General features: G+C 74.3%; 13 protein-coding genes. 5 read left to right on the forward strand and 8 right to left on the reverse strand.

What is annotated here, in order from left to right; translation table 11 throughout:
- Nucleotides 1–18: 18 nt before the first annotated feature.
- Nucleotides 19–1,257 carry an ROK family transcriptional regulator gene (locus ABZ573_RS25110; RefSeq protein WP_358121400.1) on the reverse strand — a complete coding sequence of 413 codons (1,239 nt, stop codon included), beginning with the start codon at nucleotides 1,255–1,257 and terminating at the stop codon, nucleotides 19–21.
- A 220-nt stretch (nucleotides 1,258–1,477) separates the two neighbouring features.
- Between ABZ573_RS25110 and ABZ573_RS25115 the strand changes: the two genes are divergently transcribed.
- The 4 genes from ABZ573_RS25115 to ABZ573_RS25130 all read left to right on the forward strand — a co-directional run bounded on the left by ABZ573_RS25115 (nucleotide 1,478) and on the right by ABZ573_RS25130 (nucleotide 6,087).
- Nucleotides 1,478–2,776, forward strand: a complete 1,299-nt coding sequence (locus ABZ573_RS25115) for a sugar ABC transporter substrate-binding protein (RefSeq protein ID WP_151453920.1) — start codon at nucleotides 1,478–1,480, stop codon at nucleotides 2,774–2,776.
- Between the two features lie 66 nt (nucleotides 2,777–2,842).
- Nucleotides 2,843–3,829, forward strand: coding sequence for a sugar ABC transporter permease (locus ABZ573_RS25120; protein ID WP_327028784.1), 987 nt, complete (start codon nucleotides 2,843–2,845; stop codon nucleotides 3,827–3,829).
- Entirely contained in the window at nucleotides 3,822–4,661 is an 840-nt protein-coding gene (locus tag ABZ573_RS25125; protein ID WP_132238333.1) for a carbohydrate ABC transporter permease, read from the forward strand. Before ABZ573_RS25120 ends, ABZ573_RS25125 begins: the two co-directional genes overlap by 8 nt.
- Before the next feature lie 25 nt (nucleotides 4,662–4,686).
- Entirely contained in the window at nucleotides 4,687–6,087 is a 1,401-nt protein-coding gene (locus tag ABZ573_RS25130) for a GH1 family beta-glucosidase (RefSeq protein WP_358121438.1), read from the forward strand.
- 75 nt (nucleotides 6,088–6,162) lie between these two features.
- Here the strand turns inward: ABZ573_RS25130 and ABZ573_RS25135 are convergent, their stop codons facing one another.
- Both ABZ573_RS25135 and ABZ573_RS25140 read right to left on the reverse strand, forming a co-directional pair.
- Nucleotides 6,163–6,453: a hypothetical protein gene (locus tag ABZ573_RS25135; protein ID WP_207914442.1), complete on the reverse strand. Its 291-nt coding sequence runs from the start codon at nucleotides 6,451–6,453 to the stop codon at nucleotides 6,163–6,165.
- The gene (locus ABZ573_RS25140) at nucleotides 6,450–6,770 is read right to left on the reverse strand and encodes a hypothetical protein (RefSeq protein ID WP_132238337.1); all 321 of its coding nucleotides are present in this window, start codon (nucleotides 6,768–6,770) and stop codon (nucleotides 6,450–6,452) included. Before ABZ573_RS25140 ends, ABZ573_RS25135 begins: the two co-directional genes overlap by 4 nt.
- 122 nt (nucleotides 6,771–6,892) lie before the next feature.
- Between ABZ573_RS25140 and ABZ573_RS25145 the strand changes: the two genes are divergently transcribed.
- Nucleotides 6,893–7,822: a diacylglycerol kinase family protein gene (locus ABZ573_RS25145; protein WP_151453923.1), complete on the forward strand. Its 930-nt coding sequence runs from the start codon at nucleotides 6,893–6,895 to the stop codon at nucleotides 7,820–7,822.
- A 21-nt stretch (nucleotides 7,823–7,843) separates the two neighbouring features.
- Here ABZ573_RS25145 and ABZ573_RS25150 read toward each other — a convergent pair whose 3' ends face one another.
- From ABZ573_RS25150 to ABZ573_RS25170, 5 genes are all read right to left on the reverse strand, one after another.
- Entirely contained in the window at nucleotides 7,844–9,019 is a 1,176-nt protein-coding gene (locus tag ABZ573_RS25150) for a PLP-dependent aspartate aminotransferase family protein (protein ID WP_358121404.1), read from the reverse strand.
- Between the two features lie 121 nt (nucleotides 9,020–9,140).
- A complete protein-coding gene (locus tag ABZ573_RS25155) occupies nucleotides 9,141–10,001 on the reverse strand; it encodes a carbon-nitrogen hydrolase family protein (protein ID WP_358121406.1) in 861 nt (286 codons plus the stop codon).
- Nucleotides 9,983–10,312: an AzlD domain-containing protein gene (locus ABZ573_RS25160; protein ID WP_132238343.1), complete on the reverse strand. Its 330-nt coding sequence runs from the start codon at nucleotides 10,310–10,312 to the stop codon at nucleotides 9,983–9,985. Before ABZ573_RS25160 ends, ABZ573_RS25155 begins: the two co-directional genes overlap by 19 nt.
- Nucleotides 10,313–10,317: 5 nt before the next feature.
- Complete coding sequence (locus tag ABZ573_RS25165; RefSeq protein ID WP_358121408.1) at nucleotides 10,318–11,202, reverse strand: AzlC family ABC transporter permease; 885 nt, start codon at nucleotides 11,200–11,202, stop codon at nucleotides 10,318–10,320.
- Nucleotides 11,195–16,171 carry an amino acid adenylation domain-containing protein gene (locus ABZ573_RS25170; protein WP_358121410.1) on the reverse strand — a complete coding sequence of 1,659 codons (4,977 nt, stop codon included), beginning with the start codon at nucleotides 16,169–16,171 and terminating at the stop codon, nucleotides 11,195–11,197. Before ABZ573_RS25170 ends, ABZ573_RS25165 begins: the two co-directional genes overlap by 8 nt.
- Nucleotide 16,172: the final 1 nt, after the last annotated feature.

Consider the following 16,172-nt stretch of genomic DNA (forward strand, 5'->3'; position numbering starts at 1 on the left):
GATAAATAACGCTGTTATTTATCCGTGAAGTTCGATTTGTTCGGTAACCCGCCGATTCGCCGACCGCACCCCGCCGGCCGTGAGCAGCCGGGCGATCGGGAGCGTCGCCGCACCGAGCGCCACCGCGTCGACGCCCAGCAGACCCAGCTCGATCGAGGCCTGTTCGTACGGCTGGCGCAGCGCCTGGCGGCCGGCGGCCTCCCGCACGGCCGGCAGCAGGCCGCCCAGCGCCATGCCGGCCCAGCCCCCGAGCACGACCCGCTCCGGGTTGAACAGGTTGATCAGGTTGGCCACCCCGGCGCCCAGGTACTCGGCCGTCTCGTCCAGCACCCGCCGCGCGGCGGCCGAGGTGCCGGCCGCGTCGATCAGGGCCGCCAGCTGGGACTCCTCGTCGTCGCCCGGGACCGGGTGGCCGCCCCGGGCCTCACGGTAGCGGTCGATGACGGCCTCCGCGCCGACGTACGCCTCCAGGCAGCCACGGGCTCCGCAGCGGCAGGGCCGCCCGCCGTAGACCAGGGTGGTGTGCCCCCACTCCCCCGCGCTGCTGGAGGCGCCCCGGTAGGTCACCCCGTTGGTCACCACCGCGGTGCCGACCCCCGAACCGACAAGCGCGAAGACGGCGTGCCGGGCCCCCCGGCCCGCGCCGAACCACATCTCCGCCTGGCCGAGCGTCTTCGCGCCGTTGTCGACGTGCAGCGGCAGGTCGGTGCCCGCCGCGATCAGCCGCTCCAACGGCACCCGGTCCCAGCCGAGCGACTGGGCGTGCACCACGGCCTCCCGGCCCTGCTCGACCACCCCGGAGACGCCGATGCCGACGCCGAGCACCTCGTCAACGCCCACCCCGGCCCGGGCGGTGACCGCGTCGATGCCGGCCAGCACGTGCCCGGCCACCTCCGCCGGCTCCGTCCGCCGCGGATCGAGCGGGTACGCGACGCTGGCCAGCTGGGCCATCGCGAAGTCGAACAGCTCCACCCGGACCCGGGTCTCCCCGACGTCCACCCCGATGACGAACGCGAAGCGCGGCGCGACCCGCAGCATCATGCTGGGCCGGCCGCCGTCGGACTCGGCGGCGCCCGCCTCGGCGATCAGCCCCTCGTCGATCAGGTCGGCGACCACGTTGCTGACCGCCGGCTGGCTCAACCCCGTGCTGCGGACCAGAGCCTGCCGGGTGAGCGGGCCGTCCAGGAAGACCTTCGACAGCAGGGCGGACCGGTTCCGCAGCCGGACGCCCCGGTTGGTCGCGCGCGCCAACTCCACCTGCCACCTCGATCCCCTCGGCCCTCGGGAGCGACTGTACGACCCCGTGCTTGACGGCCCCTCGGCCAACCACTTTAATGACCACATTCATTAAGTCGTGATGGAACTGTCGAGCCGTCGGCCCCCGCCGGCGCGCCCCGCCCACCGTCCGCCGGCGCCCTCACCCCGTTTCCCGACGCGACGCCGGCGACCCCCACCACGTGCAACGGAAGGGCCGAACGTGTCGAGACGACACCTCGCGATACTGACGGCGGCCGTGCTGGCCGCCACCACCCTCACCGCCTGCGGCGACTCCGGGGACTCCTCCGGCGCGGCCGGCAAGACCCTCACCTACTGGGCCAGCAACCAGGGCGCCAGCCTGGAGGCCGACAAGCAGACCCTCCAGCCGGAACTGGACAAGTTCGAGCAGCAGACCGGCATCAAGGTCAACGTCGAGGTGGTGCCCTGGTCGGACCTGCTCAACCGGCTGCTCACCGCCGCCACCTCCGGCCAGGGCCCGGACGTGGTCAACATCGGCAACACCTGGTCGGCGTCGTTGCAGGCCACCGGAGCGCTTGTCGAGTTCGACGACGCCACCCTCGCCAAGGTCGGCGGGAAGGACCGGTTCGTGCCCGCCGCGCTGGCCGCCGCGGGCGCGCCCGGCAAGCCGCCGGCCGCGGTGCCGCTCTACAGCCTCGCCTACGCCCTCTACTACAACAAGAAGGCGTTCGCCGACGCCGGCGTCACCAGCCCGCCCACCACCTGGGAGCAGGTGGCCGAGGTCGGCCGCAAGCTGACCGGCGGTGACCGCTGGGGCCTCGCCGTCGAGGGCGCCAACCCGTCGGAGAACGCCCACCACGCCTTCACCTTCAGCCAGCAGTACGGCGGCGAGTGGTTCGACTCCGCCGGCAAGCCCACCTTCGACACCCCGCAGAACGTCACCGCCGTCAAGCGGTACGTCGACCTGATGGCCGTCGACAGGATCGTCAACCCGAGCAACGCCGAGTACGCGCAGAACCAGTCGGTCTCCGACTTCGCCAACGGCAAGGCCGCCATGCTGCTCTGGCAGGCCGCCGGGTCCAACCTGAAGTCGCAGAACATGGCCCCCGACGCGTACGGGATCGCCCCGGTGCCGTTCCCGGCCGCCCCGCCGGCCGGCGGCAAGAAGGTCAACAGCATGGTCGCGGGGATCAACATGGCGGTGTTCAAGCACACCAAGAACACCGACGCCGCGCTGGAGTTCGTCAAGTTCATGACCAGCGACGCCGAGCAGGTGGCGCTGAACAGGACGTACGGCTCGCTGCCCGCCGTCGCCACCGTCGCCGGCGACCCGGCGTTCGCCGCGCCGGAGCAGAAGGTGCTCCAGCAGACCCTCGCCACCACGGCGGCGCCGCTGCCGCAGGTGCCCGACGAGAGCACCTTCGAGACCCTCGTCGGCACCGCCATCAAGGAACTCTTCGCCGACGCCGCCAGCGGCAGACCGGTCACCGAGGAGAGCGTCCGGCAGAAGCTGACCCGGGCCCAGCAGCAGATGCGCTGACCCGCCGGACCGGTGGCCGTGGGAGGGACGCCGACCCTCCCACGGCCACCCAGCGAGAGGACCACGATGGCCACCACCACGTCCGCCCGGGACGTCGCCGCACCGGAGCGGCCCGCCCGCCGCGCGGCCCCGGTGCGACGCCGGTCGCCCGGGCGCCGCCGGTCGCTGCTGCCGTACCTGCTGCTCGCCCCGGCCGTCGTGCTGGAACTGGCGGTCCACGTCGTGCCGATGCTCGTCGGGGCGTGGATGAGCCTGCGGGAGCTGACCCAGTTCCACATCCGCGACTGGTCCACCGCGCCCTTCGTGGGCTGGGACAACTACCGCGTGGTGCTCGACGTCGACTCGGCGGTCGGGGCCCAGCTGCTGCACTCGTTCGGGGTGACCGTCGGCTACACGGTGGCCTCGGTCGGGCTCTCCTGGGTGCTCGGCACCACCGCCGCCGTACTGCTGCAACGCCCCTTCCGCGGCCGGGCCGTGCTGCGCGCGCTCTTCCTCACCCCGTACGCGCTGCCCGTCTACACGGCCGTGATCACCTGGAGCTTCCTCTTCCAGCGGGACACCGGCCTGGTCAACCACGTGCTGGTCGACCAGCTCCACCTCCTCGACGACCGGCCGTTCTGGCTGATCGGGGAGAACAGCTTCGTCGCGCTGCTGACCGTCTCGGTCTGGCGGTCCTGGCCGTTCGCCTTCCTCTGCGTCATGGCCGGCCTGCAGAACATCCCCGGCGAGCTGTACGAGGCCGCCGCCATGGACGGGGCCGGATTCTGGCGGCGGCTGCGCTCGGTGACGCTGCCCATGCTGCGCCCGGTCAACCTGGTGCTGGTGCTGGTGCTCTTCCTCTGGACCTTCAACGACTTCAACACCCCGTACGTGCTCTTCGGCGGCTCCGCGCCGGAGCAGGCGAACCTCATCTCCCTGCACATCTACCGCAGCTCCTTCAAGACCTGGGACTTCGGGGCCGGATCGGCGATGTCGGTGCTGCTGCTGCTGTTCCTGCTGCTGGTCACCGCCGGGTACCTGCTGCTGACCAACCGTCGGAGGAACGATGCGTGAGACCGCCGCCGAGCGCTGGGCCCGCCGGATCGTGCTGACCCTGCTCGCGCTCTTCGTGCTCGTCCCGCTCTACGTCATGCTCAGCTCGGCGCTCAAGCCGTTGCAGGACGTGCAGGGCGCCTTCACCTGGTGGCCCCGGCGCCCGACCGCGCAGGCCTTCGTCGACATGTGGTCGACCGTGCCGCTGGGCCGCTACCTGGTCAACAGCCTGGTCGTCTCGACCGTGGCGGCGGTCTTCTCGGTCACCGTGGCGATCTTCGCGGCGTACGCCGTCAGCCGGTACCGCTTCCGCGGCCGGGGGCTGTTCTCGGTGACCGTGCTCTCCACCCAGATGTTCCCCGGGATCCTCTTCCTGCTGCCGCTCTTCCTGATCTACGTCAACCTCGGCACCGCCACCGGCATCCAGCTGTACGCCAGCCGCACCGGCCTGATCATCACCTACCTGACGTTCTCCCTGCCGTTCTCGATCTGGATGCTGGTCGGCTACTTCGACTCGATCCCCCGCGGCCTCGACGAGGCGGCCCAGGTCGACGGCGCCGGCCCGCTCCGCACGCTGTTCCGGGTCATCCTGCCGACGGCGGTGCCGGGCGTCGTCGCCGTCGCCGTCTACGCCTTCATGACCGCCTGGGGCGAGGTGCTCTTCGCCTCGGTGATGACCGACGAGGGCAGCCGCACCCTCGCCGTCGGCCTCCAGGGCTACTCCACCCAGTTCAACGTCTACTGGAACCAGGTGATGGCCGCGTCGCTGGTGGTCAGCGTCCCGGTGGTGGCCGGTTTCCTGGCGTTGCAGCGCTACTTCGTCGCCGGCCTCACCGCCGGCGCGGTCAGGTGAGGCCGTGACGGCCGCACACGAGGCCATGACGGCCGCACACCCGAAGGAGAGCCCACCCGTGCCGGACCTGTCCACGCTGCCGCCCGACTTCCTCTGGGGGGTCGCCACCGCCGCGTACCAGATCGAGGGGGCCGTCCGCGCCGACGGCCGCGCGCCGTCCATCTGGGACACCTTCTGCGACGTGCCGGGCGCCGTCGACAACGGCGACACCGGCGCGGTGGCCTGCGACCACTACCACCGGTGGCCGCAGGACGTGGCGCTCATGCGGCGGCTCGGGGTGGACGCGTACCGGTTCTCGGTGGCCTGGCCCCGGGTGCGGCCTGACGGCGTCGGCCGGGTCAACCCGAAGGGCCTGGACTTCTACGACCGGCTGGTCGACGCCCTGCTGGCGGCGGGGATCCGCCCGTTCGTGACGCTCTACCACTGGGACCTGCCGCAGGTGTTGCAGGACCGGGGCGGCTGGCCGGAGCGGGACACCGCCGAGGCCTTCGCCGACTACGCCGCCGTCGTGGCCGCCCGCCTCGGCGACCGGGTCGCCGACTGGACCACCGTCAACGAGCCGCTCTGCGTGTCCTGGATCGGGCACCTGGAGGGCCGGATGGCGCCCGGCGAGCGGGACCTGGCCAGGGCGGTGCGCGCCTCGCACCACGTCCTGCTCGGGCACGGGCTGGCCACCCGGGCGATCCGGGCCGCCGCCGCCCGGCCCGCCTCCGTCGGGATCGTGCTCAATCCCAGCCCCTGCGAGCCGGCGAGCGACCGGCCCGAGGACGTGGCCGCCGCCCGGCGGATGGACGGCCACGTCAACCGGTGGTGGCTCGACCCGCTGCACGGACGCGGCTACCCGGCCGACATGGTCGCCACCTACGGCGTCGAGCCGCCGGTGCGGGGCGACGACCTGACGGTGATCGCCACCCCCACCGACTACCTCGGCCTGAACTACTACTTCCGTCAGGTGGTGGCCGACGACCCGGCGGGGCCGGCGCCGTACGCCCGGCAGGTGCCGGTGCCGGGCGCGGTGCACACCGCGATGGGCTGGGAGGCGTACCCGGCCGGGCTGGAGCAGCTGCTGGTCGCGGTGACCGAGGAGTACGCCCCGGCGCGGGTGCTCGTCACCGAGAGCGGGTCGGCGTGGCGGGACGAGGTCACCGCCGACGGCACCGTCGAGGACCGGGAACGCACCGACCACCTGGAGCGGCACCTGGCGGCGTGCGCGGCGGCGGTCGACCGGGGCGTGCCGCTGGCCGGCTACTTCGTCTGGTCGCTGCTCGACAACTTCGAGTGGTCGTACGGGTACGACAAGCGCTTCGGGCTGGTGCACGTGGACTACCCCACCCAGCGCCGGACGCTCAAGGCGAGCGGCCTGCGCTACGCCGACCTGATCCGCGCCCACCGGCGGCGTACCGGACGGCTGACGCCCTCCCGGTGAGCCGGGGACGATCCGCCGGGCCGCACGGGACCCCGGGCGCCACCCGGGGCTCCGTGCGTCACCCGCCGGGCGGGGTCAGCAGAACCAGCCGTCCTGCACCCAGCCGCGCCGGTTGACGTGCCCGTAGGCGAATCCGTAGACGTAGCCGCCGCTGCGCGGCCCCTCGACGAGGAACGTCTGGCCGCGGTAGAGGGTGCCCATCCACGCGCCGACCGGGGCGGTGCGGACGAAGAGGTCCTCGGCGCACACCGTCTCCCGTTGCCCGATCGTCCCGTTCGCGGCGTGCCCGGCCGACGGCGTGAGCGCCAGTACGGCGCAGACGGTCGCCAGCAACGCGCCGAGCCGGCGCGGCACTCCCCCGCTCACCAGGAGTCGTAGCCCCCGATGCACTCGCTGCGCACGTAGCCCCAGTCGTTGGGCCCGAAGTCGAAGGTGGCGGCCCAGCCGTTGTAGACGGGGTGCGCGCCGGGCGTGTGACCGATCTTGTTGCCGTACGCCAGCGTGCGCTTGAGCCCGTGCGGGCCGCTCGCCGAGTCGTAGTTGGCGTAGAAGCTGGCGCTCTGGCAGACGATCACGGCGTGCCGCGGCACGACCGGGTCGGCCTGTGCGCCGGTGGCGCCCAGCGTCGCCAGGACCCCGCCCGCCGCCAGGACGCCGACCGCGCGGATCACCTGTGTTCGCATCGACACCTCCGGGGTGGAAACCTTCCTTCCCGCCACCCTAACGAATACGTCGAAAACCTTCTATGCCTGCGATCCCCCGCGTCCTCGTGCCGGCGTCCCGGGTGCCGATAGGGTCGGGGCCCATGCGGACGAAGCAGGAACTGGGCGCGGCCATCCGGCGGGACCGGCGGGCCGTCCTCGTCGTCAACGCCCACTCCCGCCGGGGCCGCCAACTGCACGAGCGGGCCCGGGCCCGGCTGACGGCGGCCGGCTTCCACCTGCTGGGCGACCACCCCGTCGAGCAGCCCGGCCAGCTCGAGCGCGTCCTCGCCGCGGCCGTCGACCTCGGGCCGGACCTGCTGGTGGCGGGCGGCGGGGACGGCACCCTGAGCACCGCCGCGCGGCTGCTCGCCCACCGCGACATGGCGCTCGGGCTGCTGCCGCTGGGCACCACCAACAACTTCGCCCGCACCGTCGGCGTCCCGCTCGACCTCGACCGGGCCGTCGACGTGCTGACCGGCGGCACGGTGATCGACGTCGACCTCGGCCTCGCCGGTGACATGCGGTTCACCAACCACGTCGGCGTCGGCCTCTCCGCCGACATCATGCTACGCACGCCGCCGCGCCTGAAGCGGGTCACCGGCCGGCTGGCGTACCCGCTGACCGCCCTGGCCCTGCTGGCCCGGCACCGCCCGCTGCGGGTCACCGTCCGCGCCGGGGGCGCCCGGCACGAGTTCCGGACCCACCAGGTGTACGTGGCCAACGGCGGCTTCCACGCCGGGCGCCCGATCGCCGCCGACGCCGACGCCGACGACCGGCTGCTGGTGGCGTACCCGGTCGGCGGCGCGAACCGCCGTGGACTGCTGCGCGACACGGCCCGCAACGCGGCGACCGGGCACCGGCGCTCCGTCGGCGACGCGCCGTTCCTCGCCGTCGGGGAGCTGTGGCTGGAGACCGACCGGCCGGCGCGCGTCGAGGTCGACGGCGAGCTGTGCGGCCGTACGCCGATCCGGATCGGGCTGGACGCCAACGCGCTGCGCGTGATGGCGCCGGCCGGGAGCCCCGACCGCTGACCCGTGCGGCCGGCCCGGGCGCTACTCCGCCCGGTCCGCCGCGTCGAGGGCCGCCAGGAAGTCGGCGACGAGGTCCTCGGTGTCCTCGATGCCGGTGGAGACCCGGACGAGGCCCTCGCCGATGCCGGTGGCGGCCAACTGCTCGGCGTCAACGATCCCGGCCCACATCGAGCGCGGGTGCACCACGAGGGTGCTGACGCTGCCCAGGCTGGCCGCCCGCTTGGCCAGGCGGAGGCCGTCGAGCAGCCCGGTCGCCGCCCGCCCGTCGCGCAGTTCGACGCTGAGCACCCCGCCGAAGCCGGTCATCTGCCGGCCGGCCAGCTCGTGCTGGGGATGCGTCGGCAGCCCCGGGTAGCGGACCCGCCGCACCGCCGGGTGGCCCTCGACCGCCCGGGCCAGGGCCAGGGCGTTGGCGTTGTGCCGGTCCACCCGCAGCGACAGGGTGCGGATGCCGCGCAGCAGCAGCCAGGCGTCGATGGGGCCGAGGGTGCTGCCGGTGACGATGGCGGTCTGCCAGACCCGGTCGACGAGGTCGGCGGAGCCGACGACCACCCCGGCCGAGACGTCGGAGTGCCCACCGAGGTACTTCGTCCCGCTGTGCCACACCAGGTCGGCGCCGAACTCCGTCGGCCGCTGGTTGACCGGGGTGGCGAAGGTGTTGTCGACCGCGACCAGCGCGTCGTTGGCGTGCGCCAGCTCGACGACGGCGGCCAGGTCGGTCAGTTCGAGCAGGGGGTTGCTCGGGGTCTCCACCAGGACCAGCCGGGTCTGCGGGCGCAGCGCCCGGACGAAGGCCTCGGTGTCGGTCTGGTCCACCTGGGTGAAGGCCACCCCGAACCGGGCCAGCAGGCCGGTGACCAGGGACGTCGTGCCGCCGTACGTGCTGCGCTGCACGACGACGTGGTCCCCGGCGGAGAGCAGGGCCAGGGCGATCGTGCTGATCGCGCCCATCCCGGAGGCGGTGACCAGGCCCGCCTCGGCGCCCTCCAGCTGGGCGACCACGGCGGCGACCTGCGCGTGGTTCGGGTTGCCGTAGCGCGTGTAGAAGGCGTTGCCCCGGGTCTCGGTGGCGACGGCGGCGAACTGCTCGTCGGACTCGGCGCTGAAGGTGGCGCTCTGCACGATCGGCGGCGACACCGCCCCGCCCGGGCTCAACCCGTCGTCGCCGTGGACAGCGATCGTGCCGGTGCCGGTCACAGGTTCTCCTCACGTGGTGGGCTGCCCGCCGGGACGGCGGGTCGGACAGGTGCGGGCGTCACCCGGGCGGCGGGCGCCCGACGACGACTCGTCCGCGTGGACGCTCCCGACGGACGGGCGGTCACCCGGCCGGGACGGGCACGGCCGCCGGGGGCGGCGCGGGCGCGGCCCGGTCGGTGAGCATCCGCAACGCGTCGCGGTGCCGGCGCAGCACGGCGTCGTCCAGGTCGGCGACGGCGAGCCCGGGCCCCGTGCCGGCGTCGGCGAGGACCCGACCGTCGGGAGCGTACACGGCGCTGCGACCGGCGAACTCCCAGTCGCCGTGCGATCCCGCGAAGTTGGCGAACAGCACGTAGCAGGTGTTCTCCAGGGCGCGGGCCGGGAAGTACACGCCGCGCCGGTGGTCGGAGTCGCCCGTCGTGAACGCGCCCGGGCACAGGTAGGCGTCGGCGCCGGCGAGGGCCAGCGCGCGAGCGTGTTCGGGGAAGCTCGCGTCGTAGCAGACCCCCAGGCCGAGCCGCCAGCCGCGCACCTCGACCAGGCAGTCGGCCCGGCCGGGCACGAACAGCTCGCGCTCGTCGCGGTCCAGGTGGCGCTTGTCGTACGCGGCGGCGGGCCGGCCGTCCGCGCCGATCACCAGGGCGCCGATCGTCCAGCCGTCGGCGCGTCGCCGGCAGCCGCCGACCACCGCCACCACCCGGTGGGTGCGGCAGGCCTCGGCGACGACGTCGAGCGGGTCGCCGCCCGCCTCGACGGCGCACCGCGCGATGTCGTCGCGCAGCAGTCCGACGTCGTAGCCGCAGAGCGACAGCTCGGGGAAGACGACGAGGTGGACGCCGCGGTCCGCCGCCTCGGCGATGCTCCGCGCCGCGGTCCGCGCGTTGCCGGCCAGGTCGCCGGGGACGGCGGTGACCTGGGCGGCCGCGACCCGCAGCGGGGCGCGCCCGGCGGGGTGGGCGGCCGTCACGCGGCCCCCAGCCACCAGCGCAGGCCGAAGAAGACCACCAGGCCCACCGTCCAGACGATCATGAAACGCTCGACGAAGAGGCCGGTCACCAGCGTGACCAGGCCCGCCACCAGGTACGGCACGGTGACGACCGTGATCTCGATCCGGTTGTCCACCGGGGCGATCACCGACGGGACGGCGATGGCCGCCAGCAGCGCCGGCGGGAGGTAGCCGAGGAAGACCTTGACGTCGTCGGGAAGCACCCGGTCGCGGAAGACCAGCAGCGGCAGGTACCGGGGTGCGAAGGTGGCGAGCCCCATCCCGAGGATGAGCAGCAGCATGGACATTCCGGTCACCTTCCGTCCGTGTCACGGGCCGTCTCGACGGCCCGGCGTTCCCCGGCCGCCGCCCCGGCGGTCCGCGGTTGCGGCGTTCTCGACTCCGGCCCCGGCCCGCCCGGCTCCCCCGGCTCCCCCGGCTCCGCCGGTTCCTTCCCCGGCTCGCCCGGCTCCGCCGGCTTCGGCGGGAACCACCGCCGTTTCACCAGCTCGCAGGCCATGCCGACGAACGCACCGCCGAACGCCGCCACGATCAGGCCGAGGTTGTAGGGCAGCCCGAGCAGGAGCAGGGCCAGCGCCCCGGCGGAGACCGCCGCCGTCCAGACCTTCCAGCCGACCAGCGCCGAGGCGAGCACGACCAGGAAGACCGCGGTCATCGGGAAGTCCAGGCCGGAGCGCAGCCGCTCCGGCAGCAGGTGCCCCGCGATCATGCCGACCACGGTGGCGATCGCCCAGTTGACGTACATGACCGCGGAGGCGCCGAAGTAGAACATGCTCTTGCGCCGGGCCGGCTCGTCGCCCTTGATCCGGTCGAAGGCCACGAAGAACACCGCGTCGATCAGGCCGAAGCCCAGCAGTAGCCGCCACCGCTGCGGCAGCTCGCGCACGTGCGGCGCGAGCAGCGTGGAGTAGATGAGCATCCGCAGGCTGAGGATCAGCGTCGTCAGGACGATGACCGGCCAGGCCGCCCCCTCCGAGATCAGCTTGAAGCCGATGAACTGGGCGGTCCCGGAGTTGACCACCATGGCCAGGCCGAACGTCTCCAGGTAGGACAGGCCGGCGGCCAGGCCGAGGGTGCCGCCGATCACGCCCAGCGGAAAGGCGGAGAGCAGGAACGGCACCATCGAGCGGGCGCCGGCGACGAACTCGTCCCGCGTGGTCGGCGTACGGTCAGACATGGTTCTCCCCAGGACGGCGGGCGGACGGTACGGCGGCGGCCGCCAGCGGCGCGCCCGAACCCGTCGCGCCGACGATAGCGGCCACCTCGGCCGCGCGGGTGCGGCAGAAGTAGTGCCCGCCCCCGTCGATCTCCCTCAACTCCACGTCGGCGGCGATCCGCCGCCACGCCTCGTGCGCCGCGCCCGGCCCGGCCGTCAGCGGGTCGTCGGCGGCCACGACCACCGTGACCGGCACCGGCAGCGGCTCCCCCACCCGGTCCCGCAGGTAGCGGTGCGAGCCGACGGCGTCGTGCCGGAAGGCGGCGACCAGGGCGTCGACGTGCCCCGCGTCCAGTCCGTCCAGCTCGGTGAAGCCGGTCTGGTCCACCAGCCAGCCCACCACGTCCGCCGGCGCCATCCCGGTGACCTCCGCGATGCTGGCGTCGATCTCCTCCGGCCCGCGCAGCAGCTTGCCGCCGAGGAAGAGCCGCTCGGGTGGCCGGCCGGCGGCGGCGAGCAGCCGGGTGACCTCGATCGCCGCCGCCGCGCCGACGCAGTGCCCCCAGACCAGCACCGGCCGGCCGCCCAGCTCCCCGATCTCGGCGGCCACCCGGCGGGTCAGCTCCGGCAGGTCCAGCAGCGGCTCGGGCCGGCTGACGTCGTGCCCCGGCAGCGCCACGGCGTGCACCGCGATCCGGTGCGGGGCCAGCGCCTCGGCCAGCGGCCGGAAGGCGAGCGGGCTGCCCGCCGCGTACGGGAAGCAGACCAGGACCCGGTCGTGGGCGGCGTCCGGCGGGGACAGCGGTTGCAGCAGCCGGTCCTCCGGCGCGGCGTCCGCCTCGACGGCGCGGGCCAGCGGCCCGAGCGTGGAGGTGGTCATCAGCTGCCGCAGGGTGACCAGGGGTCGTAGCGCGGCGATCACCCGCATCGCGGCGAGCGAGTTGCCGCCCAGGTCGAAGAAGTTGTCCTCCTCGGCGATCCCGGCCATCGGCACGTCGAGCGCCCGCGCCCACGCCTCGGCGATCCGCCGGGCGACCGGCGTGCCCGGCGCGGTCCGCCCCGCCGGCTCCGTCGGCCGGCGCGTCGCCGGGGCGGCCCGGTCGAAGCGGCGCCGGGTCGGGGTGACCCGGGGCTCGGGCAGGCCGGGCCGCAGCCCGGCGTGGGCGCGCTCCGGGTCGGTCGCCAGCTCCGCCAGCACCCGCCGGTACACCTCGCCGATGCCCGCCGCCTGCTCCGGCGTGAAGGCCGCCGAATGGTAGTGCAGGCTCAGCCGGACCCGGTCGGTGAAGAAGTCCCGCATGAACTCGGCACGCAGCGCGAACTCCGTCTCCGTGCTCACCTCCACGTCGAGCAGGTCGAAGCCGGGCAGCTCGCGCAGCTGCTTGAGCAGGTAGAAGTGGGTGTAGTTGAAGACGGTCTCGAAGAGCAGGTCGGTGGTGCCGGCGTCCGCCTTCATCTGCGCCATCGGGTAGCGCCGGTGGGGCAGCAGGTCCGCCTCCGCGCGGTACACCGCCCGGACCAGGTCGGCCCAGGAGCCGCCGCCGAGGTCCACCCGCATCGGCACGGTGTTGAGGAACAGCCCCAGCGCCCCGGTGGCGCCCTCCGCCTCCGGCCGGCCGCTCTGCTCGTACCCGGTGACGACCTCGGTGTCCCCGGCGAGCGCGCCGACCACCTTGACGTGCGCGGCCAGCAGCACGGTCTTCAGCGGCACCGCCAACCGGTCGGCCGCGCGCAGCAGCCGCTCGGAGAGCGCGTCGTCGATCTCCACCTCGTGGAAGACGACGGGCCGCTCGGCCGGCGCCTCCGGCGGCTGCCACCGGGGCAGCTCGGTGACCCCGCCCGCGGCGAGGACGCCACGCCAGAAGTCGCGGTCCGCCGCCGACTCCAGCGCCCGGCGTTCCAGCCCGATGTAGTCGCGGAAGTGGTTCTCGGCCGGCCCCTCGTCCGGTCGGTCCCCGGCCAGCAGCCGGTAGTAGGTGTCGAAGAGCTGGGTGTGCAGCAGGGTGATGCTCCAGCCGTCCAGCGCCGAGTTGTGCTGGCTGACGCTGTAGCGGTAGAGCTCGTCGCCGAGGACGTGCACGTGGATGCGGACCAGACCCGGCTCCTGCCAGCGGAACCGGTACGACTGCTCGCGCGCGTGCCAGTCGGCGTGCCAGCGCTCCTGCTCGGCCGGGTCGCGGTCGCGCAGGTCCACCACCCACAGCGGGCTCGGCGCGTCGGCGTGCACGAGTTGCAGGTACTCGCCGAAGCCGGTCAGGTGGTAGCTGGTCCGGAAGATCGGGTGCCGCGCGACGAGGATCCGCACCGCCTCGGTGAACGTCGCCTCGTCGAAGGGCGCGTTGATGAGGAAGCTGATGATGTCGTGGTACTGGGCGGCGCCCCGGGACAGCTCGTTCTCGTAGATCAGCCCCGCCTGGAGCTGCCCGAGCGGGTACGCGTCGACCACCCCGTCCGGCAGCAGGGCCCGGTCCGCCTCGTCGAGCAGGGCGAACGGCGGGTGCGCCACCGCCCGTTCCGCGCCCGGCGGGCCGGCCGCGAGCAGCGCCGCGATCGTCGGGTGGCGGAACAACTGCTGGAACGTGAGGTCCACCCCGGCGGCGTGGGCCCGGGCCAGCACGGTGACGAAGTGGATCGAGTTGCCGCCGATGGCGAAGAAGTTGTCCTCCACGCCGACCCGGTCGAGACCCAGCACCTCGGCCCAGATGTCGGCGAGGATCCGCTCGGGCCCGGTGCGCGGCGCCACGTACGGCCGCTCGGGCGCGGCCGGCTCGGGCAGCGCCCGCCGGTCCAGCTTGCCGCTGCCCGACAGCGGGAACTCCGCCAGCTCGACCACCCGGGCGGGGACCAGGTAGCCCGGCAGCAGGGTGCCCAGGTGGGCGGTGAGCGTCGCCTCGCCCACCGGCTCGTCGGCGACCACGTAGCCGATCAGGTTGCCGTCGCGGGCCACCACCACCGCGTCCTTGACGGCCGGGTGCCCGCGCAGCGCCTCCTCCACCTCGCCCAGCTCGACGCGGTAGCCGCGCACCTTCACCTGGTGGTCGAGGCGGCCGAGGTAGTCGAGCGTGCCGTCGGGCAGCAGCCGGGCCAGGTCGCCCGTGCGGTACACCCGCTCCTCGCCCACCTCCGGCGCGGCGACGAAGCGGTCCCGGGTCAGCTCCGGGCGGTTGAGGTAGCCCCGCGCGAGCTGCACCCCGGCGACGCACAGCTCCCCCGGCACCCCCACCGGCTGGGGGCGGAGCCGCTCGTCGAGCACGTACAGGCGCGTGTTGTCCACGGGCCGGCCGATCGGCACCCGCTCCCGGCCGGGCCGGCAGCGGTGGTGGGTGACGTCGACGGTGGCCTCGGTGGGCCCGTACAGGTTGACCAGCGTCGCGCCGGGCAGCAGCTCCGCGAGCCGGTCCACCTGCCGGGGACCGAGCGCCTCGCCGCTGGCGAAGACCTGCCGCAGGCTCGCCAGCCGGCCGGTGTCGGCGGTGCCGAGGTAGTCGAGGAACGCGCCCAGCATCGACGGCACGAAGTGCGCGGTGGTGACGCCGTGCGCCTCGACCGCCCCGATGATGGCCTCCGGGTCGCGCTCCGCGCCGGCGGGAAGCAGGCAGACGGAGGCGCCCTCGCGGGCCCACCAGAACAGCTCCCACACCGACACGTCGAAGGTGGTGGGGGTCTTGTGCAGGATCACGTCGGCGGGGCCGATCGGGTACAGCCGCTGCATCCAGGCCAGCCGGTTGGCCAGCGAGCGGTGCTCGATCATCGCGCCCTTCGGGGCGCCGGTCGAGCCGGAGGTGTAGATGACGTACGCGAGGTCCCGCCCGTGGCGCGGCGCGTCGGGGCCGGGCGACCCGACGGCGGCGGGCACCGGGCCGGCCGTCGGCAGCGGGAGCACCGGCACGCCGTGCGGGACCCGCGCCGGGTCGGCGGCGAGCACCACGGCGGCCCCGCTGTCGTCGAGCAGGTAGGCGACGCGCGCCGCCGGGTAACCGGGGTCGACCGGCAGATAGGCGCCGCCGGCCCGCAGGGTGGCCAGGATCGCCACCAACTGCTCGCGGGAGCGCTCGGCGAGCACGCCGACGATCGACTCCGCGCCCACCCCGGCGCCGCGCAGCCGCTCGGCGTACGCGGCCACCCGGGCCTCCAGTTCCGCGTACGTCCAACTGCCGGCCGCGGTGCGGACGGCGACGGCGTCCGGGCGGGCGCCGGCCCACCGGGCGACCCACTCGTCCGGCCGGCCGGCCGGGTCCTGGCCGACGCCGGTGTCGTTGACCTCCCGGAGCACGTCCCGGTCGCAGTCGGTCAGCAGGCTCAGGTCCGTCACCGGCGCGTCCGGCTCCGCCAGGGCCCGACCCAGCAACAGCGCCAGGTGGGCGCCGATCCGCTCGGCCGTGGCGCCGTCGTAGCGGCGGGCGTCGTGGTGGACCGTCACCTCGGCGGCGCCGAGGGCGAAGAACACCCCGACCCCGGCGCCGTCCGGGGCGCCGCCCCCCACCGCCACGTCGACGAGCGGGTGCGGGCCGGGACCGGCGTCCGCCGCCAGTTCCTCGGCGAGCAACTCGACCGGGTAGTCGGCATGGCGCGCCGCCTCGGGCACCGCCGTTCGCAACTGCCCGACCAGGTCGCGGTAGCTGCTCTCCGCCGCGCAGCGCACCCGCAACGGCAGCATCCCGGCCAACTGCCCCGGCTCGCCCGGACGGCCGACGAGCATGTCGTCGGTGCCGGTGTAGCGGCGCAGCAGGGCGGCCACCGCGGCCGTCACCAGGACCTGGCGGGCGTCCTCGCCGCCCCGGCCGGCCCGGGCGAGCCGGTCGATGACCGCCTCGTCGAGCGGCACGGTGACGGCCGCCGGCTCGGGCGGGGCGCCGGGCGCCGGGGTGCGGTCGGCGGGGAAGCCGACCGGGTCGGCGCCGGAGCCGAGCACGGCACGCCAGTGGCGGGCGTGCTCCGGGCGGCGCGCCGCGGCGATCTTGAGCTGGCCCCGCGTCATCAGCGACTGCATG

It is taken from the genome of Micromonospora sp. NPDC007220, from assembly GCF_040634035.1.
GTDB lineage: Bacteria > Actinomycetota > Actinomycetes > Mycobacteriales > Micromonosporaceae > Micromonospora > Micromonospora reichwaldensis.

What these genes read in the sequence shown, in the direction of transcription:
- ABZ573_RS25120 (WP_327028784.1), top strand. Translation starts at nt 2,843, where the DNA reads ATGGCCACCACCACGTCCGCCCGGGACGTCGCCGCACCGGAGCGGCCC.
- ABZ573_RS25125 (WP_132238333.1), top strand. Translation starts at nt 3,822, where the DNA reads ATGCGTGAGACCGCCGCCGAGCGCTGGGCCCGCCGGATCGTGCTGACC.
- ABZ573_RS25130 (WP_358121438.1), top strand. Translation starts at nt 4,687, where the DNA reads ATGACGGCCGCACACCCGAAGGAGAGCCCACCCGTGCCGGACCTGTCC.
- ABZ573_RS25140 (WP_132238337.1), bottom strand. Translation starts at nt 6,770, where the DNA reads ATGCGAACACAGGTGATCCGCGCGGTCGGCGTCCTGGCGGCGGGCGGG.
- ABZ573_RS25145 (WP_151453923.1), top strand. Translation starts at nt 6,893, where the DNA reads ATGCGGACGAAGCAGGAACTGGGCGCGGCCATCCGGCGGGACCGGCGG.
- ABZ573_RS25160 (WP_132238343.1), bottom strand. Translation starts at nt 10,312, where the DNA reads ATGTCCATGCTGCTGCTCATCCTCGGGATGGGGCTCGCCACCTTCGCA.
- ABZ573_RS25165 (WP_358121408.1), bottom strand. Translation starts at nt 11,202, where the DNA reads ATGTCTGACCGTACGCCGACCACGCGGGACGAGTTCGTCGCCGGCGCC.
- ABZ573_RS25170 (WP_358121410.1), bottom strand. Translation starts at nt 16,171, where the DNA reads ATGCAGTCGCTGATGACGCGGGGCCAGCTCAAGATCGCCGCGGCGCGC.